This is a genomic window from Enterococcus sp. AAFC-DPL-5182 (assembly GCF_058216605.1).
In genome coordinates, this window is record NZ_CM177101.1 from 2,518,233 (window position 1) to 2,537,341 (window position 19,109).

Annotated in this window: 20 protein-coding genes; 4 read left to right on the plus strand and 16 right to left on the minus strand. The window is 35.9% G+C overall.

What is annotated here, in order from left to right; all coding sequences use genetic code 11:
* Positions 1-44: 44 nt before the first annotated feature.
* The 4 genes from AC4BB7_RS11715 to AC4BB7_RS11730 all read right to left on the minus strand — a co-directional run bounded on the left by AC4BB7_RS11715 (position 45) and on the right by AC4BB7_RS11730 (position 2,977).
* Positions 45-266, minus strand: coding sequence for a YneF family protein (locus AC4BB7_RS11715; RefSeq protein WP_010760812.1), 222 nt, complete (start codon positions 264-266; stop codon positions 45-47).
* Positions 267-563: 297 nt separating this feature from the next.
* Positions 564-1,454: a deoxyribonuclease IV gene (locus tag AC4BB7_RS11720; RefSeq protein ID WP_490483132.1), complete on the minus strand. Its 891-nt coding sequence runs from the start codon at positions 1,452-1,454 to the stop codon at positions 564-566.
* Between the two features lie 385 nt (positions 1,455-1,839).
* Positions 1,840-2,292 carry a DUF1801 domain-containing protein gene (locus AC4BB7_RS11725; protein ID WP_490483133.1) on the minus strand — a complete coding sequence of 151 codons (453 nt, stop codon included), beginning with the start codon at positions 2,290-2,292 and terminating at the stop codon, positions 1,840-1,842.
* A 13-nt stretch (positions 2,293-2,305) separates the two neighbouring features.
* Positions 2,306-2,977 carry a YdeI/OmpD-associated family protein gene (locus AC4BB7_RS11730; RefSeq protein WP_490483134.1) on the minus strand — a complete coding sequence of 224 codons (672 nt, stop codon included), beginning with the start codon at positions 2,975-2,977 and terminating at the stop codon, positions 2,306-2,308.
* Between the two features lie 162 nt (positions 2,978-3,139).
* On the opposite strand from AC4BB7_RS11730, the gene AC4BB7_RS11735 reads away from it, so the two are divergent.
* Entirely contained in the window at positions 3,140-3,481 is a 342-nt protein-coding gene (locus tag AC4BB7_RS11735; RefSeq protein ID WP_490483135.1) for an iron chaperone, read from the plus strand.
* 181 nt (positions 3,482-3,662) lie between these two features.
* Positions 3,663-6,095, plus strand: coding sequence for a transglycosylase domain-containing protein (locus tag AC4BB7_RS11740; protein WP_490483136.1), 2,433 nt, complete (start codon positions 3,663-3,665; stop codon positions 6,093-6,095).
* A gap of 66 nt (positions 6,096-6,161) precedes the next feature.
* Here the strand turns inward: AC4BB7_RS11740 and AC4BB7_RS11745 are convergent, their stop codons facing one another.
* Complete coding sequence (locus AC4BB7_RS11745; RefSeq protein WP_490483137.1) at positions 6,162-6,791, minus strand: sugar O-acetyltransferase; 630 nt, start codon at positions 6,789-6,791, stop codon at positions 6,162-6,164.
* Positions 6,792-6,988: 197 nt separating this feature from the next.
* Complete coding sequence (ccpA, locus tag AC4BB7_RS11750; RefSeq protein ID WP_086313689.1) at positions 6,989-7,990, minus strand: catabolite control protein A; 1,002 nt, start codon at positions 7,988-7,990, stop codon at positions 6,989-6,991.
* 213 nt (positions 7,991-8,203) lie between these two features.
* Here ccpA and AC4BB7_RS11755 point away from each other — a divergent pair, with 213 nt between their 5' ends.
* Entirely contained in the window at positions 8,204-9,304 is a 1,101-nt protein-coding gene (locus AC4BB7_RS11755) for an aminopeptidase P family protein (RefSeq protein WP_490483138.1), read from the plus strand.
* A gap of 56 nt (positions 9,305-9,360) precedes the next feature.
* Here the strand turns inward: AC4BB7_RS11755 and AC4BB7_RS11760 are convergent, their stop codons facing one another.
* The 6 genes from AC4BB7_RS11760 to hprK all read right to left on the minus strand — a co-directional run bounded on the left by AC4BB7_RS11760 (position 9,361) and on the right by hprK (position 14,728).
* On the minus strand, positions 9,361-9,951 hold the full coding sequence (locus AC4BB7_RS11760; protein ID WP_490483139.1) for a YtxH domain-containing protein: 591 nt from the start codon (positions 9,949-9,951) through the stop codon (positions 9,361-9,363).
* A 23-nt stretch (positions 9,952-9,974) separates the two neighbouring features.
* The gene (locus AC4BB7_RS11765) at positions 9,975-10,418 is read right to left on the minus strand and encodes a DUF948 domain-containing protein (RefSeq protein WP_086313692.1); all 444 of its coding nucleotides are present in this window, start codon (positions 10,416-10,418) and stop codon (positions 9,975-9,977) included.
* A gap of 183 nt (positions 10,419-10,601) precedes the next feature.
* On the minus strand, positions 10,602-11,498 hold the full coding sequence (galU, locus tag AC4BB7_RS11770; RefSeq protein ID WP_490483140.1) for a UTP--glucose-1-phosphate uridylyltransferase GalU: 897 nt from the start codon (positions 11,496-11,498) through the stop codon (positions 10,602-10,604).
* A 20-nt stretch (positions 11,499-11,518) separates the two neighbouring features.
* The gene (locus AC4BB7_RS11775; protein ID WP_086313694.1) at positions 11,519-12,535 is read right to left on the minus strand and encodes an NAD(P)H-dependent glycerol-3-phosphate dehydrogenase; all 1,017 of its coding nucleotides are present in this window, start codon (positions 12,533-12,535) and stop codon (positions 11,519-11,521) included.
* Between the two features lie 173 nt (positions 12,536-12,708).
* Entirely contained in the window at positions 12,709-13,539 is an 831-nt protein-coding gene (gene lgt / locus AC4BB7_RS11780; protein WP_086313695.1) for a prolipoprotein diacylglyceryl transferase, read from the minus strand.
* A 250-nt stretch (positions 13,540-13,789) separates the two neighbouring features.
* Positions 13,790-14,728: an HPr(Ser) kinase/phosphatase gene (gene hprK, locus AC4BB7_RS11785; RefSeq protein ID WP_086313696.1), complete on the minus strand. Its 939-nt coding sequence runs from the start codon at positions 14,726-14,728 to the stop codon at positions 13,790-13,792.
* A 242-nt stretch (positions 14,729-14,970) separates the two neighbouring features.
* Here hprK and AC4BB7_RS11790 point away from each other — a divergent pair, with 242 nt between their 5' ends.
* Complete coding sequence (locus tag AC4BB7_RS11790) at positions 14,971-15,939, plus strand: GIY-YIG nuclease family protein (protein WP_490483141.1); 969 nt, start codon at positions 14,971-14,973, stop codon at positions 15,937-15,939.
* 40 nt (positions 15,940-15,979) lie between these two features.
* On the opposite strand, the gene AC4BB7_RS11795 is transcribed toward AC4BB7_RS11790, so the two are convergent.
* The 4 genes from AC4BB7_RS11795 to AC4BB7_RS11810 all read right to left on the minus strand — a co-directional run bounded on the left by AC4BB7_RS11795 (position 15,980) and on the right by AC4BB7_RS11810 (position 19,092).
* Positions 15,980-16,339: a phage holin family protein gene (locus tag AC4BB7_RS11795; protein WP_086313698.1), complete on the minus strand. Its 360-nt coding sequence runs from the start codon at positions 16,337-16,339 to the stop codon at positions 15,980-15,982.
* Positions 16,339-16,659, minus strand: a complete 321-nt coding sequence (locus AC4BB7_RS11800; protein WP_490483142.1) for a PspC domain-containing protein — start codon at positions 16,657-16,659, stop codon at positions 16,339-16,341. Before AC4BB7_RS11800 ends, AC4BB7_RS11795 begins: the two co-directional genes overlap by 1 nt.
* Before the next feature lie 149 nt (positions 16,660-16,808).
* A complete protein-coding gene (gene liaX / locus AC4BB7_RS11805) occupies positions 16,809-18,401 on the minus strand; it encodes a daptomycin-sensing surface protein LiaX (protein ID WP_086313700.1) in 1,593 nt (530 codons plus the stop codon).
* Between the two features lie 466 nt (positions 18,402-18,867).
* Entirely contained in the window at positions 18,868-19,092 is a 225-nt protein-coding gene (locus AC4BB7_RS11810) for a hypothetical protein (protein WP_490483143.1), read from the minus strand.
* Positions 19,093-19,109: the final 17 nt, after the last annotated feature.

Consider the following 19,109-nt stretch of genomic DNA (forward strand, 5'->3'; position numbering starts at 1 on the left):
ATCGGCCCGTTGTGCTCTTGAATTCTGAATAGCAATCAAAAAACCTATTTGTCTCCTTGGTTCTTCATTTGCTGCATCATTTGACGAATCTTCTTCTCAGAAGGTTTTTGTCCCATAGACATCATCATCATTCGTAACATTTCCTCATTAACGGGAGGATTCTTTTTAAAATAGTCTTGCATATATTTGCGCGCAAGGAAAAATCCACCTGCTGCACCTGCTAATAAAGCGATAATCGCGATCAATACTACTAAACCTGTTGACATTTAAATCTCTCCTTTCTACTAGAAAAGTTGTATAAGAACTTCTGCGGGTTTGTTATGCAGTCACTATTCTTATCAACTTACCACTGTTCATTTTTAATGGGACTATTTATCCCGTTTTATTAAATTGCTCTCAAGAAATCATTTTACTAGAAACAGACCAAAAAGAAAAGGTCTTTTGTCATTTTCCTCACAAGAAATTTACGAAAGACCATTTCTCCTTATTTTCTCTAACTTTACGAGCTAGCCTTTTGAGAAAAGGACAAGCTATAGCAAAACGAAACGGTATTACCTGTATTATTATTGCCCTTCAATTTTGTCCAATAAATCTGGATCGAATTTTTGTGATTTTAACATAGCAATTTCATAACCGTATGGTGCTTTACTTGTCTTTTTATCAGCACCCACATAAGGTGTTTCTAAAATTTTTGGTAGTTCTTTTAATTTTTCATGGTGAACGACTTTATTTAGTGCATCAAATCCAATTGTTCCAAACCCGATATTTGCATGGCGATCTTTGTGAGAGCCCATCGGATTTTTAGAATCATTGACATGAACTACTTTCAAACGATCTAATCCAATGATTTTATCGAATTCTTCTAAAACACCATCAAAATCATCTTTCACGTTATAAGCAGCATCATTGATATGACAAGTATCCATTGTAACAGATAATTTTTCATTCAACTTAACCCCTTCAATGATCGTTGCTAACTCCTCAAACGTCCGACCTAACTCGGTTCCTTTACCTGCCATTGTTTCAAGTGCAATTTGCGGCACTTGTTCTTTCCATAAGACTTCATCAAGACCTTTGATGATTTGTTTCAAACCAGCATCCACACCTGCTCCTACATGGGCTCCAGGGTGAAGGGTGATTTGCGTTGCGCCTAATGCATGGGCACGCTCAATTTCCTGACGTAAAAATGACGTTGCAAAACCAAAATTCTCTAATTTGATTGTATTACCTAAATTAATAATATAAGGCGCATGAACAACGATATTACTTAAATCATGCTCAGCCATAAATTGTTGACCTGCTTCAATGTTCATCTCTTCAATTGGTTTACGGCGTGTATTTTGCGGCGCGCCTGTATAGATCATAAAAGTCGTTGAACCATAACTAGCAGCCTCTTCCGCTGACCCTAATAACATTTTTTTACCACTCATACTAACATGTGAACCTAATAACATAATGATCCTCCTAAGTTTAAAAGCTGAACGAGCTCGTTCAGTCTCAATCATTTTTTATCTTTTTCCCGAGAGACTAGCTCGTGAAGCTAGATAATTTTAAAAAGCGTAGCAGGCTCGTCCAACTCCGAATGAAAAATAGGAAAATCAGAGGGTGGCGCTTTTCGCCACAATCGGATTTTATCTTTTTTCCGAGGAGTTAGCCTGCGTAGCTAGATAACATACGGTAACAACGTTCTGCCCCGAATGAAAATAAGAGAATCTTTTCTCCAAAGCACTATCCTATTTTCAGTTAAAATTCTACAAACTACACTATTTCTCATCCTTTAAAAGAGTACGTGAAACCATCAGAAAAAACAATCTTTTTGCTTCTTCTATAAAACACAATCTACTTCTTATCTTTCTCTGTAAAACGAGTATAACTAGCAACCCATTCTTCCATTGAAATTTTACTAACTAATTCCCCAATCAACTCATAAGGAATATTTTTTGGGTTACTGAAACGAATACAACTTTTACCCATATTCAATTTTGTTGGAACCACTTTTTGGTATTCTTCCTGAAACCAAGCCAGTAATTTTTTATTTCCCATAATCCCCATATGATACAAAGATAGATGCTTTTTTTGAGAAGCTAAGCTGATAAATGGTAGTGGCTCATCTTTCCTACCTAAATATCCTTCTGGAAAAACACTTAAAGGAACTACATATGTCGGTATTCCATATTGCAAGCGTAAGACAAATCCTTCAGGTATATTTTCTGCGATGACTGTCGCCAATCGTTGATAAGAATCTTGCCATTTTTCATCGATGTTTTCTACATATTTTTGTACATCATCCATAGTATCCCCTCCTTCATTTTGCTAAATATTGACGATATAACTCCTTTGATTTAAACCCTTTTGTCAGAATATCGATCATTTCATTTTTTCGTTTTTCTTGCGTCACTTCTTGTTTAGCACTATAAACATATCTGGCCCAATCTTTTTTATAACCAGGAGTTAATTGATCAAACAACATTTTTGCTTCTTTGTGCTGTTCAATAAACGCTTCTATTTCTGGTATAAACTGAATGTAATCATCTACACGAGCGCTACTGCTAGCTTTATTTTTGGCTTTTCGCTCGATATTTTTCATGCCAGTTACTGTAAATGTCTCATCTAAACTTACCATTCGATTAAATTTTAACGTACTATTTGCTACATAGCCATCACTATCATCCACTTGAAGTGCGGGAAAAATCTCATCGCGATGAACAAATGTTGAATACTTTTTATTCCCTTTTTTAGGATAAGCAACAAAAAGTGCCCCATTTTTATTAAGCAATTGCTTTTCGATCACTTCTGAAACAACTTGTTTAAACTCCCCCATCGTCTCTACAAAAATAAAGAGTAAATCTACCGATTTTGTAGGCAGTTGCTTTTGCGATTCAAGTATTTCCGATAAATACTCTTTCGTTGGTCGATTGACTACTGCTTTAGTTGAATAATTCATTAAGTTCAATTTTTCAACAATTGATTTTGCCATTATTTTCAGCCTTTCATCCTGTTCTACGACGCACTGATAGTGTACCATAAAACGGTTACTTCTTTCACACTCTATGTTTTTCTGAATTAAAATAACACCTACACGCTTTACAGCATGGTATACTAAACATATTATCCAATCAGAAAGTAGGGAACGATTACTATGACAATCATTGAAGACTATATCTCAACTATCCCAGAAGATCGCCAAGCAAAATTGCAACAACTCTATACAACAATCAAACAACTTGTCCCACAAGCTACAGAAAAAATATCTTATGGAATGCCTACCTTCTATTTGAATGGTAATTTAGTTCACTTTGCTAATGCTAAAAGTCATATTGGCTTTTATCCTACTCCAAGTGCTATTGAAGCTTTTAAAAATGAACTAAAGGACTTTAAAACAAGTAAAGGTGCGATTCAAATTCCTTTGGATCGTGAATTACCCGTTGACTTAATCAAAAAGATCGTACTATTTAGAGTAGAAGAAAATATAGAAAAATAAGGAAATCACTATACGTACATCCTTCATTTTATACAAATAAGCCAAAATATGAACTAGCTTTCTCTACCCATTTTTATTAAGTTTTTTTGATTAAGAACTTATAAAGACCTGAACAACTGTTCATTATAGAGTTTTTTTGCTATAATATCACGGAATGTAACATTATATTGAGGTGAAGCGTTTGGACAATCAGAATAATTCCCGTAACACGGAACAACATTCTAATAAAGTACCAGAAAAGAAAAAGATTTTTTTGATTATAAATGTAGTGATTCGTGTACTGCAATCCTTATTTGTTTTTGCAGTGGTTATTCTACTATTAGGTGGTGCTTTGGGTCTTGGGATCGGGATGGGCTATTTTGCTTTTCTAGTTGAAGATACACAACCGCCAACAAAAGAAGAACTACAGACAGAAATCAGTGATATCACTGAAGTTTCCCGTATGACTTATGCGGATGGTACAAATATTGCGATGATCAAGTCAGACTTGGTTAGAACAAGAGTTGATAGTGAACACATCTCTCCTCTCTTGAAAAAAGCTATTATTTCTACTGAGGATGAATACTTTGAAGAACACAAAGGTGTGGTTCCAAAAGCTGTGATTCGTGCCCTTGTTTCTGATGCCACAGGCATGGGTGGTTCATCTGGGGGTTCAACACTCACACAACAATTGGTCAAGCAACAAATTTTAACCGATGAAACAACTTTTAAGCGAAAAGCGAACGAGATTTTACTCGCTTATCGTATTGAAAAGTATTTTTCAAAAGATGAGATTGTGACTACTTATCTAAATGTTTCACCTTTCGGTCGTAATAACAAAGGAGAAAATATTGCAGGTGTTGAAGAAGCAGCAAAAGGTCTATTTGGTAAAAATGCTAACGACCTAACACTTCCTCAAGCAGCATTTATTGCAGGCTTGCCGCAAAGTCCCATCATCTACACACCCTATAGCAACACAGGTGCTTTAAAAGATGACGAAAACATGGCTTATGGAATGAAACGAAAAGATTTTGTTCTATTCAGTATGTATCGGGAAAAAGCTATTACAAAAGAAGAATATGAAGCCGCCAAAAGCTATGACTTAAAGCAAGATTTCCAACCACAGCAAGAGTCCAATCAAAATACTGAAGGCTACTTATATAATGCTGTTTTAGAACAAGCGACTAATGTCGTTATGGATATCAATATAGAAAAAGCTGGGATCAAAAAAGAAACACTGGATGACCTGGGACTTTCTCAATACAAGGATCAAGCCCGAAATGAAATTCAAAATCGTGGTTATACGATTCAATCAACAATCGACCAAACCGTTTACGATACCATGCAAAATGCTGTCGCAGCCTATGGTTATATGTTAGATGATGGTTATGGTGCTGGACTTGTTGAGACTGGGAATGTGTTGATGGACAACAAAACAGGTAAAATCATCGGCTTTGTTGCGGGTCGTGACTTTAATGTCAGCCAAAGTAATCATGCGCTAGATACAGTCCGACAAGTTGGTTCTACGATTAAACCGATTTCCGTCTATGGACCAGCTATCGATCAAGGTTTGATCGGTTCAGAAAGTCGCCTAGCCAATTATCCTACCACATACAGTAGTAGCGGCAAGGAACTTGCTAATGCAACAAATTCTGGAACAAATACATTTGATACTGTCCGTCATTCATTAGAGTGGTCATACAATATCCCTGTCTACCATTTAAATGAAGCCATGAAAACTCAAATGGGAGACGACAATTTTTCTTATAATAATTATCTAAGTAAAATGAATTACCCAGCTAGTGACGCTTGGGCTTATCAATCTGCTCCTCTAGGGTCCGTTGAAACAACCGTTCTAACACAAACCAATGGATTTCAAGCTCTTGCTAATAAAGGACAATATCAAAAAGGTTATATGATTGATAAGATCACAGACAATAGCGGAAAAGTTATCTATGAACATAAAGATGCACCGGTTCAAGTCTATTCTGAAGCCACAGCTTCGATCATGAATGACATGATGCGTTCTGTCTTAGATTCAAAAATAACCACTCCGTTCAAAAATATGATCAATGGTCTTAATCCTGCTTTTGGAAATGTGGATTGGGTTGGTAAAACAGGAACAACCGATTTGTATAAAGATGCTTGGTTAGTTGTTTCGACACCGACTATTACCTTAGGTTCTTGGACAGGTTATGATATCCCTACTGCAATGAGCCCTAATAGCGGTGATCAAAATAGTGCCTACTTAGCAAATCTGGCAAATGCCATCTATTCCGTTAGACCTGATTTATTCGGTGCTGGTGAAAAATTCACACTTTCAAAAGATGTGATCAAATCAAAAGTATCAAGTTTTACAGGAGAAAAACCTGGTACTTTCACCTATAACGGTGGAACGTATACTGCTCCTGGACCAAATGTTGAATCCTTTTATGCAAAAGACGGTGCGCCAAAAAGCCAATACAAATTTGGCTATGGTGGATCAGATGCAAACTACAGTGCGTATTGGGGACGCTATGCAACAACGCCACCTTCTTCAAGTGCAGGTTCGACAACGACACCTTCGTCTGAGAAAAAAGAAGATAAGAAAAAAGAAAATTCAACCCCTTCTTCAAGCGAAAAAAATAATAACTAATCTATTTAAGTTAAATTTAAAGCCTCACACAAAACTTGTTGTCGTTTTGTGTGAGGCTCTTCTATATTATTTTGTACTATTTAAACGGTATACATCTTCTAAATCTTCTGCTAAAAAAGGTCGATCTTTATAATAAAATGCACGATCTCTCTCATTGATTTCGCGGATTACTTTACAAGGATTTCCTACCGCAACCGAATTTTTGGGAATATCTTTTGTCACAACACTGCCGGCACCTATAACACTATTTTCACCAATCGTTACACCAGGACAAATCGTCGTATTCGCTCCGATCCAACAATTATCCTCAATCGTTACGGGATCACCATACATCAAACGTCTGTAATCAGGATGTATGGGATGCCCTACAGTTGCGATTGTCACTCCTGGACCAAAAGCTACTTTATTTCCAATCTTAATCTTGGCGTCATCAATAAAACTACACCCCATATTTATGTAACATTCTTCTCCAAGTTCAATATTGCTACCATAACAAAAATAAAATGGCGGTTCAATCCACGCATTTACTTTTGTTCCAAAGATTTCATCCAAGAGCTGAAATCTTCGTCCTACTTCATCAGGAGCGGTTTGATTAAAAGCCATCATTCTTTTTTTGGCCTGCAAGCGCTTTTCTGGCAAGCCCTCACAATTATCTAAAAATAATTTACCCGCAATGATTCTTTCTCTCATATTCATTGAAACTACCCCTTCCTTATTTCATTTATACAATTTGATAGTATCGGAATGTTTCCCAATATTTTTACCTTTTAAGCATCAGCATTTTTTTCAAACAAAAAAACACTCCCATAATCTAAGTATACTAGCTTTGAGCTCTAGTTTCTACTTTATAGGGAGTGTCACTGATAATCGATAAGGTTTACAGTTATACTATATTATTTAGTTGAACCTTTTTGATCCATACCATATGGTAAGATAACTGTTTTATCTTCGATTTCTTCTTTGTTCATTAATTTTGTTAATAGACGCATTGCTACCGCACCAATATCATATAACGGCTGTGTAACGCTTGAAAGACGCGGACGAGAAACTTCTGTTAATAATGAGTTATTGCTTGTGATGATTTCAAATTCTTCTGGTACTTTCACACCAGCATCGATCATACCATCCAATAAGCCGATTGCTAACTCATCATCTGTTACATAAGCTGCTGTCGCACCACTGTTGCGGATTCGTTCAGCTAATGAGATACCAGCTTTAAATTTATATTCAGCTTCAAAAATCAAGCCTTCATTATAAGATAAGCCATTGTCAGCTAGAGCTTCTTTGTAGCCTTTAATACGATTTTGACCATTGATAGGATCGATCAATGCACCACTAACAAAGGCAATCTTTTTATTGCCATTTTTAGCTAATAAGTTTGTAGCATCTTTAGTTGCTTCTGCATAATCGATATTTACACTGCCGACTTGCTCATCAGGATCGATCGAGCCTGCCAAAACAACAGGTGTTTTAGAGCGAGAAAATTCGCCACGAATCTCATCCGTAATGTGATGGCCCATAAAGATGATTCCATCAACTTGCTTAGCTAAAAGATTATTCAGTACATTGACTTCTTTTTGATCATTGCTGTCTGAGTTTGCCAAAATAATATTGTATTTATACATTGTCGCAACATCATCGATTCCTCGTGCTAGCGAAGCAAAAAAGATATTACTAACATCAGGGATAATAACTCCTACAGTCGTTGTTTTTTTACTTGCTAAGCCGCGGGCTACAGCATTGGGACGATAGTCTAAGCGGTCAATTACTTCTAACACTTTTTTTCGCGTAGCAGGTTTTACGTTAGGGTTACCATTAACTACACGAGATACAGTCGCCATGGACACATTTGCTTCACGAGCAACATCATAAATGGTAATTGTTTGTTTTTCCATGTTTATTCTCCTAAATATTTATAGTTTTTTTCATTTTCTGAAAACGCTGTTTACATTTCTCACTAAGAATAGCAGAGTTTTTTTATTTTTGCAACCGTTTTATCCTATTTTCATGAAAATTTACTCTATATTTCAAAAAGCGCTTTACGTCATTTCATGGTATGATAAAGATGCGTTTTAAAGTAAGGAATGCTAAAAGAAAGAAGGATATCTATGAATCAAGAAAAAATGAATGAACTAAAAAAATGGATGACCAGCGAAAATATCGACCTCACTTATATTAGTGATCCTGGTCATATTGCCTATTTTTCCGGCTATAAAAGCGATCCGCACGAGCGGGTTTTAGCTTTATTTATCTCATTAAATCATGACCCTTTTTTATTTACCCCAGCTTTAGAAGTGGAAGATGCTGAAAAAAGTACTTGGAGCTATCCAGTTTATGGCTATCTTGACAGCGAAAATCCTTGGGAAAAAATTGCCCAGTTGATTAAAAAAAATGGTACTCCAAATAAAATTGCGACTGAGAAAGAAGCTTTAACTATTGCTCGTTTTGATATTTTAAATAGTTATTTTCCAACTAGTGATTTCTCAGGCAATGTCACACCAGTCATTGAAAAATTACAACTACTCAAAACTCCTTCTGAAGTTGAAAAACTTATGGAGGCAGGAAATTGGGCGGATGTTGCTTTTGAGATCGGGTTTAAAGCAATCAAAGAAGGTGCTAAAGAACAAGAGATCTTAGCTGAAATTGAATATCAACTAAAACGACAAGGAATTCGTTCAATGAGCTTTGATACTTTAGTTTTAACTGGAAAAAATGCCGCTAGCCCTCATGGAAATCCTGGTGGTACAACCGTTGCTAAACAAGATTTGGTTTTATTTGACCTTGGTGTTGTTTATAACGGTTACTGCAGTGATGCTACGCGAACAGTTGCTTATAAAGAACCAACTGATTTCCAAAAAGAAATCTATTCAATCGTTTTAGAAGCGCAGTTAAAAGCGATGGATGCAGTAAAACCAGGTATTACTGCTGGAGAATTAGATGAAGTTGCGCGTGGTGTTATCAGCAGCTATGGTTATGGTGAATATTTTAATCACCGTTTAGGACATGGAATTGGGACTACTGTTCATGAATATCCCTCTCTAGTAACTGGAAATGACCTAGTGATTGAAGAAGGCATGTGTTTTTCTATCGAACCAGGTATTTATATTCCAAACCAAGTGGGTGTGCGTATCGAGGATTGTTTACATGTGACTAAAACAGGTTGTGAAGCTTTTACAAAAACATCAAAAGAATTAATGATTATTGATTAAAACAATAAAAAGACCATCAGCATTCTCTTTAACATGCTGATGGTCTTTTTGTTATTCTATTTCCCTTTAAGTTCTTCTACTGTCTCTTCAGCTGCTTGCTTTGTTTCTTTTTTTGCTTCTTCTACTTTTTCTGGAACATCTTTCGTTACTTCTTTTGCTTCAGCAACACCTTCTGAAACTGTTGCTTTTGCTTTTTTTGCAGATTCTTTAACATCAATAAAGATATCATCTGAAGCATCTTCTGCGATGTCGCCTAATTCATCAACTTGATCATTTACATCTTGAGCAGTCTTTTTAAAGCGATCAGATAAATCGTCCGTTTGTTTTTTAAATGACTCTAAAACTGTATCTGAAACGCCTTGTGCTTTATCTAATGAATCTTTCGTCTTATCTTTGACATTACCAGCTAAATCACTTGCTTGTTCACCTAGCACGCTTGCTTTTTCTTTCGCAATCGATGATAATTCAGAACCTTTTTGCATAGCGTAATCTGTATAGTCCGTTGCTCTATCTTTAAAATCATCTGCTTGGTTTGACAAATCTTCACGTAATTCTTTACCTGATTTTGGTGCTAATAAAAGAGCCGCAACTGCCGCTGCTGTTCCACCGATAATTGCTCCTAAAAAAAATCCACCTTTTTTCGCCATGTTTATTCCTCCGTTATCTTTTATTATTTAGTAGCTTCGCTCGTTTTAGATGTTTTCTTTGGACGAAATGCTCTAAAAGCTGCTCCGCCAACTTTGCTGACCACACCTGCTTTAGCAGTTGTCTTCCCAACTGATCCGACTTTTCCAAGTAAATTTCTGCTAGAGTAATTCAATTCAGAAACACTCTCGCTTAAATCTGCAACCGCCGCAAATAATGGATCGATTGTTGCTACTTTTTTGTTTACATCATCTAACAACTCATTACTTTTCACTAAAAGACCTTCCACTTGTCTTGATAAAATGTCTACATCTTTTGTTACGACCTCAATCGTTTTGTTTGCTTCATCTACTGTAGTAGTCACTCTCTCTACTGTTTTACCGATTTTTATCAATACCAAAACAATAAATACTACTAATACAGCAAACGCTACTGCAGCAATGATCGCTGCAACCTCTCCACCTGTCATATTCTTGCTCCTTCCATCAATTATTCCATGTTCTTAGAATAACACCAACTGCCCTTTTTCACAAATTATTCAGTTGATTTTGTTATCTTGATTATACCAATTTATAGTGTATGTCTCCACAACGATTTAATAGAAAAAAGACAGAACTTACTTGTTCTGTCTTTACTTATTACTCTTTTTATACTATTTTTCTTTTGGTGCACCTTCTTTTGCTAATTCAGCACCCAACTCAATGATATAATCACGTAAATTATCTTTCACTTCTGGGTGAACTAACCCATATTCAATACTGGTTTTCATGAATCCAAACTTATCACCGACATCATAACGTTTACCTGTGAATTCTCTAGCAAATACACGTTGGGTTTTATTCAATGTATCGATCGCATCCGTTAATTGAATTTCACCACCAGCACCTGGTTCTTGTGACTCTAATACATGGAAAATCTCTGGTGTGAGTAAGTAACGTCCGATAATCGCTAAATCACTCGGCGCTTCTTCTGGTGTCGGTTTTTCAACAAAATTATTCACATTATACAAGCCTTTGGAAACTTCAGCTTCTGGATTGATGATACCATATTTTGAAGTTTCTTCATGAGGAACTTTCATTACAGCAATCGTTGATGCATGAGTTTCATCATAATCATTCATCAATTGTTTAGACAACGGAATTTTGTCTTCCATGATATCGTCGCCAAGCATTACAACGAATGGTTCATTTCCAACAAATGCTTTTGCTTGTAAAACCGCATGTCCTAACCCTTTAGGATGAGATTGACGAATAAAGTGAAGATTGACATCTGTTGTTTCTTCTACTAATTTCAATAAATCTGTTTTATTTTTCTCACGAAGATTACTTTCTAGTTCAAAATTTGCATCGAAATGGTCTTCGATCGGACGCTTTGCTTTTCCTGTAACGATCAAAATATCTTCGATCCCAGATGCCAACGCTTCTTCCACAATAAATTGAATCGTTGGTTTATCCACGATTGGCAGCATTTCTTTTGCCATTGCTTTTGTCGCTGGTAAAAATCTTGTTCCTAATCCAGCTGCTGGTATAACCGCTTTTTTTACTTTCATGCCAAATGGCCTCCTAAAAATTATATTGAAAATTCGTTTTCCATCTTACCATCACGCAGCATAATCTCTTTTGCTGCTTGTCTTACATCTTGACCTTCATACAACACCTTATAAATAGCTTCTGTAATCGGCATGTCAACATTCAGCTGTTGAGACAATTCGTAGGCTGCTTTTGTGGTTGAAACACCCTCAACAATCATGCCCATGTTTTCAAGAACTTCATCTAGACTATGTCCTTTTCCAAGAAGATTTCCAGCACGCCAATTACGTGAGTGAACACTGGTACAAGTAACAATCAAGTCACCAACTCCGCTCAATCCAATAAACGTTAAAGGATTTGCGCCCATCGCCACACCTAAGCGACTGATCTCAGCTAAACCACGTGTCATGATTGCAGCTTTTGCGTCATCACCAAATCCCAACCCATGAATCGCACCAGCACCTAGAGCAATAATATTTTTCAAGGCTGCGCCTGTTTCTACACCAATCACATCATCATTTGTATAAATTCTAAAATAATCATTCATAAATAGCTTTTGAACATACGTTGCTTCTACTAGATTCTCACTTGCAGCAGTAATCGTTGTAATATCATGAACCGCTACTTCTTCTGCATGACTTGGACCAGATAATACAACTACACCTCGTCTTTTTTCAGCTGGAATTTCTTCCATTAAAACTTCTGATATACGTTTATGACTCCCCTGTTCCAAGCCTTTACTAGCATGAATGATCAATGGCTGATTCCTACATTTAGCTGTAAACTCTTGTGCAACCGTCCGAATCGCTTTTGTTGGAACAACAAACAAGACCGCATCTGCGTCTGCAATACATTCCTCCAGCGACATCTTCCCTTGAATGGATTCTGGAATGACTAAATCAGGAAGATAGTGATGATTCGTATGGTGCGTGTTGATTTCATCAATTTGTGCTTTATTATGTCCCCAAATGCGAACCTCATGACCATTTTCTGCTAAAACTTGTGCCAATGCGGTTCCCCATGAACCAGGACCTAAAACAGCAACTTTTTGTTTCATTGGTGAAAATCTCCTTTCAAAATAAGAAAAGCTGAATACATCGTCTCGCTTTTTTGCAAATTTATACTCATCATTCAGATTCCTATTTCTTTAACTAACCAAAATAAATTACTAATTTTATAACTTTCATACCCACTTAACATTCTACCATAGCTTAAGGGGAATAGGCAGTTCTAAACTGCCTTTTTTGCGGTTCCTTTTTCACGATTATAAAACTCTACTGATCCTTTTTTACGGCGAATAACCACCAGTGCAATCGCACCGAAAAATAACACCAGAGAAACTAATTGTGAGACCCGAATACTTCCAAATGCGTATAAACTATCTGTACGCATGCCTTCAATAAAGAATCGGCCGAAAGCATACCAGATAATATAGCCTAAAAAGACTTCGCCTTCTTTTAAGAAATTTTTCTTTTTTCTTAAAGTAATCAATACGATAAAACCTAAGACATTCCAGATTGATTCATATAAGAAAGTCGGTTGATGATATGTTCCATCAATATTCATATTATCAATAATGAATTTAGGTAAATGTAAACCTTCTAAAAAGGCTCGTGTAGTTGCTGGACCATACGCTTCATGGTTCATAAAATTCCCCCAACGTCCGATCCCTTGCGCTAAAATCACACTTGGAGCTGCAATATCTAAAAAAGTCCAAGTTGAAATAAAACGATGCCTTGTAAAGAAAAATAATGCCAGACCCCCACCGATCAAACCACCATAAATCGCTAGTCCACCATTTCTAGTCAAAATAATTTCGATTGGATTATCCACATAATCTTGCCACTGAAAAATCACATAATACAAACGAGCACCAATAATGGCACTTGGTAAGCCCCATAACATAAAATCAATCACATCATCTTCTTTTAAACCGACACGAACTGCTTCTCTACTACTTAGCCAAACAGCTAGTACGATTCCGGAAACAATAATAATTGCATACCAGTACACAGCGATTCCAAAAAGATTTAGTGCAACTGGATTTACTTGTCCTAACATTTGGCTTCCTCCTAATTTAAAAGCGAAGCGGGCTCGCTCAGCTCTGACAGAAAAATAGGAAATTATGATTGAGGTGTTCTTTACCTCTGTCATCATTTATCTTTTTTCCGAATTGCTAGCCCGCGTAGCTAGATATTATTACAAACAGAATGGGCTCGCTCAGCTCCGACAGAAAAATAGAAAACTATGACTGAAGTGTTCTTTACCTCTGTCATCATTTATCTTTTTTCCGAAGTGCCAGCCCGCGTAGCTAGATATTCCCTGAATTTTCCTCAATCAAACGAGTCAAACGTTCTTCAAATGATTTTGTTGCATCATATCCCATAGTTTTCGCACGGAAATTCATGGCTGCCACTTCAATGATAATCGCAACATTTCGTCCTGTTTTCACAGGAATACGAATTTGAGGAACATCAACACTAGCAATTTCTACCATTGCATCATCCGAACCTAAACGATCATATTTCTTATCTTTTTCCCATGCTTCTAAGTAAACCACAAGTTGTACTTGCATAAAACCACGCACAGCACTTGCTCCAAATAAATTCATTACATCTATGATTCCGATTCCGCGAATTTCGATCAAATGCTGTAAAATCTTCGGTGGTTCACCCACAACAGTCAATTCATCTTGCTGATAAACATCTACACGATCATCCGCAATCAATCGATGCCCACGCTTGATCAACTCTAATGCTGTCTCGCTTTTACCGATACCACTATCACCTTGAATCAAGACGCCAAGCCCATAAACATCGACTAAAACGCCATGTACACTTGTTCTTGCTGCCAAGCGACTATCCAGATAACTGGATAACTCTCCTAACAATCTCGATGTAGAAATCGGTGAACGCAACACTGCTAACCCTTTTTCTTTCGCTGCTTGTACCATCTCTTCAGGCGCTTCTAGCCCTCTAGAAATGATAAAAGCTGGTGTGTCCTTCTCACATAAACGACGCATCACCATCAAACGTTCCTCAGGTATCATCCGTTCAGAAAATGTGATCTCTTTACTACCAAATAACTGCAACCGATTGTGAGGATAATAATTAAAGTACCCAGTCAATTCCAGTCCAGGACGGGAAATATCTCCTGTTGTGATTTCTCTATTTAAACTTTCTTCATCGCCATAAACGACTTCTAAAGAAAGCTTCTCTACCAGTTGATGAATTTTTACAACTTCTTCCATATTGATCATCCATTCCTTTCAGTTCTCTACTCGTTCCATTTTATCATTTCAGGTGAGAACTTTCTAGCTATTAAGAAGATTGTCCATGTTTTGTCCCATCAAATTTTATTCCTTTCTTATCTTATCCAGTATCAAACAGCATCTCGTTGAGTCGTAACGAATGATTGACTATCTCTCATTAATTTGTATACTTAGTTTGTATCACTTATCCAGTCAAAAACAATCAATTGGATGTGTTTCTTATGAAAAATAATTTAAAAGAACAAGCAAGAAATTTACCTTTAACTCCAGGCGTCTATCTAATGAAAGATAAACATGAAACAATTATTTACGTAGGGAAAGCAAAAAAACTGCGTGAACGGGTCGGAAGCTACTTTGTCAAAAACAAACAGCATTCTAGTAAAACCCTAAGACTGATTCAACAACTAACTGATTTTGATGTTATTGAAGTAGACTCTGAGCTTGATGCACTTTTATTAGAATGCCAACTGATTCAAGAATACAGACCCATCTATAATCGTCAAATGAATTCTTTTGAGAAATATAAATATATTGAAATTCATACTGAAAATAACGATCTAACCATTAATATACGCTCTATCCCAACAACAGAAAATTGTTTTGGTCCTTTTCCGATCAACCGAAAACTTTCAGAATTAAAACTGATTTTGGAAAATTTATATGGACTGAACAAAAAAAATTACTGGCAACAGTCTTTCTCTGAAAATTTCACACCTCCACTAGATCTAAGTGTCATTACGGAAGAATTACTCGGTGCATTTATCTTGAATAATCAACTGCCTCAAAAACGCTTAGAAGCAAAAATGCTTTCGGCTTCTGAAAATTATTCATTTGAAAAAGCAGCGAAACTACGTGAAGATTGGCAATTCCTTATTCGTTTTTTCAATCAAAATAAAAAATTAGTTTTAGCAAACCAAACAAATTGGCAACTGCTATATATTCCGATTGGCTACAAAATTAAATATTATCTAGTCCACCAAGGAATCGTGCTTGCTAGTCGAACACTTACGAAGCAAACCTTTTCTAAATATACACCGAATGAATTAGCTAAAAAAATTCTTCCAAAAAATGAACCTGAAAAAATTCAGCAATTTTCTAAAGAACAAGTTGATTTTATCAATATTTTATCTAGCTATATTAATCAACACAATGAATGTCAATTAGTTGAACTTGCTGATCCATTTGCATAAAGAAAAGGATAAAACCCAACTTATCGTTTGGGTTTTATCCTTATTCTTTGTATTTATCCAGATTACGTTCACTAACAATCATATTAACTACAGACATGATCACTGCCATTAGAATCGCTGCTCCAAAGCTAGAAAATCCAAAATTCATCTCACCAACGAAAGAAGATGTCATCTTCAAAATCGCTGCATTCACAATGAAGCTAAACAAGCCAAATGTAAGTAAAGTAAATGGAAGTGATAAAATCGTCAACACTGGTTTTACTAGCATATTTAATATGGAAAGCACAAATGCTGCAATGATCGCCATCCAGATACTTCTCACATAAATCATATTTGGAAAAATTACTGAGAGTGAAATAAATGTCAACGTATTAACGATCAAACGTTGAAAATAGGTCATTAAAAGTCACTCCAGTCATCATCATTCACTTTTTCTGCTTGTTTTCTTTGTTTTTGTTCATTAGCGTATGGATTTGGATTACGGGTATTTCTATTATATGGATTTTGATGTCCATAACCGTTGTAATTTCTACTTCTACCAGAAGGAATCAACACAGCTAACAGAATATATAGTAAAATCGGACTGCCAATAAAGATAAAACTAGCTATCACATAAATCACACGTACAATCGTAGGATCGATACCTAACCATTCTGCAATTCCCGCTAAGGTTCCTGTTAATACCACGTTATTAGGAGATTTTGTCAATCGTTTTCTCATTTTTTTCACCTCTCATCTCTTAGATTTTACAATAGAATGGATGAAGAATCATCCTTTTTTTCTAATTATTTCTACATTGATAGCTAAGAGGATTTTTCTTAACTATCAACGTAGAGTTGACACGTTTTAAACAATCAAGTTCTACACATCTATTTATCTGTGTCTTTTAAATAAATGTTTCCTGTTGTTGTAGAAGCATTGATTTGAGCCATATCTTCATTATTTAATCGTCTAAATTGTAGTAATTGATTCGTTCTTTCTTTTTTCTCACGAATCACTTCGTAGTCACTTAAACGGCTATTGATACTGCCTAAGCTAGTTTTTACGGTTCCTTCGACACCAAGTTCATTTGGTAATGCGATTTTCACATTTCCGTTAACAGAACTTGCTTCGACTTTACGTAGATTTTTTTCTTTCGCTGTGATACGAACATCACCATTGATCAATGAAACACCGATTGTTTGTGGTGTTGCAGCGATCGTTACAGTACCATTAACTGTTTCAATGATATTGTCTAAGATCTCACCATCTAACACTTTGATATCACCATTCACGCCTTCGATTTCAAGCATCGTTGCATCAATGTGATTAAATGTGATTGAACCATTTGTTGACTTAGTATAAACATCTTTTGCTTTTAATGATTCAACTAATACATTTCCATTTAATAATTTGATTGATACGTGATCAAATGTGCGCTCAGGTAAGTAAAAAATTAGATCTGCACGAACCCGTTTATTTGGAATTTGGAATGAAATGACTTCATCATCTACATCGATTTGGCTTCTTTCCAAGAATGCTTCAAGCGGTGTTTCAGCATCCATTTTACCATAAAGTTTGATTTTACCTTCTACTTTAACATCTGGTTGATCCCATGTTTTAAACACGATATTCCCATTTGCTACTTTAACATCGATCAAACTTGCAAGTGGTGCAGGATAGTTAAATTCATGATCAAATTTCGTTGTAGCAACTCCTGGTACTTTAAAGCTAACATCTTTCCATTCCATATTATCGTTCATGGTTTCTGAGAATGCATTAAATGTTTTCTTCAAGAAAGAACCTAATTGAGAGCCCGCTTCACTCATTTTTTCGCCAACTTGATTGATCGTATCTGTAGCTTGATCTTTCCAATCATCCGGAATATCAAATTTTGAAGTAACACGATCTTTTGTTTCAGACCATTGCTCTTTGCGAATGTTTTTCAGTTCAGCTTCTAAAGCAATTTTTTCTTGGATTCTTTCGTCTAATGAATCTTCTAAAGATTTGATTTCAGCTTCTAATGAAGTTCTCAACTCTAACTCTTCATTTGTTAATTCGCTCAATTCTTCTTTAGTGTTTAGTTCCATCAATTTTTCTTGTGCTTCCTTGATTTCTTCTTTAACGCCTGCAATTTCAGCGTTGATTTCATCCAACTCAACAGATGCGCGATTTGCTTCTGTCGCTAGATTGTCTAGAATTTTTTCTAAACGTTCATGGTCTTGTGCTTCTTTTGCTTTGACGTCTTCATCAGAAATTTCAGGTTCAACGATTTCTTCTTCTTTTTGACTTTCTAACTTATTTAATAAATCTACGACTTTGTCATTTTCTTTTGTGTCAACAGTTGCATTTACTTGGTCGGCAGCTTTTTTGATTTGTTTTTCATCTTTTTCTGTCGCCATATTTTCTAATAAAACTAAAGCTTCCTCTGAAGATAGGATACCTTTTTTAACTAAGTCTAATACTCTTTCTCTTTCTTTCATGGAAATTGCCTCCTTAGCAAATTTTTCACCCGAGGGTGTTTTCCTTATGTACCTATTATGCCTTCTTTTTAGTTATTTGTCATAGGACTTTAGAATGAATTTTTGGTAGTCCTCAAGGGTAACAAATGATTTATTTTGATTTTTAATCCATATAATAGGAAGAAAGTCGTAATTAATCAAAAAAACTAAGACTGAGACATGACTCATAGCGTTATGTCTCAGTCTTAGTTTTTTGAATTAGCGGCTGCAGAACAGCTTCTTTTGCTAGCTCATTCCGTATAATATCTATTGTTCATAAATCATCTCTTTTTCATGGCTTTTGCCTTCCGTGCTAGATCCAAAAGTATAATACACAGTTATTTTGACCTTATTTGAATCAATTTCCGAAAGTTCATTAGTTAAATCATATTCATAAACAGTCTTGCTTGAAACACCACCAGACCACGCAAGGAGACCGGTCGTTCTATCAGCTAAAATCCATTTTTTTTTCTATTGAAAATTTCGTTTCTGATTCAAAAACGGTGAGAACATCTTCTGAGTTGTTCGTGATCAGCAATTTTTTCCCTTCAAATTTAAAATCGGCTTTTTCGCTCTTAGTTTTTTCGAAGCTTATTTCTTCTTGTGTTTTAAGTAAACTCGTCTCAGAACATCCCACAAGTACCAATAAAAACAACGCTATTAATTTCTTCATTCTATTCCGTCCCTCTA

Excerpts from the sequence above, each read along its gene's own strand:
- AC4BB7_RS11715 (WP_010760812.1), bottom strand. The coding sequence starts at position 266 with ATGTCAACAGGTTTAGTAGTATTGATCGCGATTATCGCTTTATTAGCA.
- AC4BB7_RS11720 (WP_490483132.1), bottom strand. The coding sequence starts at position 1,454 with ATGTTATTAGGTTCACATGTTAGTATGAGTGGTAAAAAAATGTTATTA.
- AC4BB7_RS11725 (WP_490483133.1), bottom strand. The coding sequence starts at position 2,292 with ATGGATGATGTACAAAAATATGTAGAAAACATCGATGAAAAATGGCAA.
- AC4BB7_RS11730 (WP_490483134.1), bottom strand. The coding sequence starts at position 2,977 with ATGGCAAAATCAATTGTTGAAAAATTGAACTTAATGAATTATTCAACT.
- AC4BB7_RS11735 (WP_490483135.1), top strand. The coding sequence starts at position 3,140 with ATGACAATCATTGAAGACTATATCTCAACTATCCCAGAAGATCGCCAA.
- AC4BB7_RS11745 (WP_490483137.1), bottom strand. The coding sequence starts at position 6,791 with ATGAATATGAGAGAAAGAATCATTGCGGGTAAATTATTTTTAGATAAT.
- ccpA (WP_086313689.1), bottom strand. The coding sequence starts at position 7,990 with ATGGAAAAACAAACAATTACCATTTATGATGTTGCTCGTGAAGCAAAT.
- AC4BB7_RS11755 (WP_490483138.1), top strand. The coding sequence starts at position 8,204 with ATGAATCAAGAAAAAATGAATGAACTAAAAAAATGGATGACCAGCGAA.
- AC4BB7_RS11760 (WP_490483139.1), bottom strand. The coding sequence starts at position 9,951 with ATGGCGAAAAAAGGTGGATTTTTTTTAGGAGCAATTATCGGTGGAACA.
- AC4BB7_RS11765 (WP_086313692.1), bottom strand. The coding sequence starts at position 10,418 with ATGACAGGTGGAGAGGTTGCAGCGATCATTGCTGCAGTAGCGTTTGCT.
- galU (WP_490483140.1), bottom strand. The coding sequence starts at position 11,498 with ATGAAAGTAAAAAAAGCGGTTATACCAGCAGCTGGATTAGGAACAAGA.
- AC4BB7_RS11775 (WP_086313694.1), bottom strand. The coding sequence starts at position 12,535 with ATGAAACAAAAAGTTGCTGTTTTAGGTCCTGGTTCATGGGGAACCGCA.
- lgt (WP_086313695.1), bottom strand. The coding sequence starts at position 13,539 with ATGTTAGGACAAGTAAATCCAGTTGCACTAAATCTTTTTGGAATCGCT.
- hprK (WP_086313696.1), bottom strand. The coding sequence starts at position 14,728 with ATGGAAGAAGTTGTAAAAATTCATCAACTGGTAGAGAAGCTTTCTTTA.
- AC4BB7_RS11790 (WP_490483141.1), top strand. The coding sequence starts at position 14,971 with ATGAAAAATAATTTAAAAGAACAAGCAAGAAATTTACCTTTAACTCCA.
- AC4BB7_RS11795 (WP_086313698.1), bottom strand. The coding sequence starts at position 16,339 with ATGACCTATTTTCAACGTTTGATCGTTAATACGTTGACATTTATTTCA.
- AC4BB7_RS11800 (WP_490483142.1), bottom strand. The coding sequence starts at position 16,659 with ATGAGAAAACGATTGACAAAATCTCCTAATAACGTGGTATTAACAGGA.
- liaX (WP_086313700.1), bottom strand. The coding sequence starts at position 18,401 with ATGAAAGAAAGAGAAAGAGTATTAGACTTAGTTAAAAAAGGTATCCTA.
- AC4BB7_RS11810 (WP_490483143.1), bottom strand. The coding sequence starts at position 19,092 with ATGAAGAAATTAATAGCGTTGTTTTTATTGGTACTTGTGGGATGTTCT.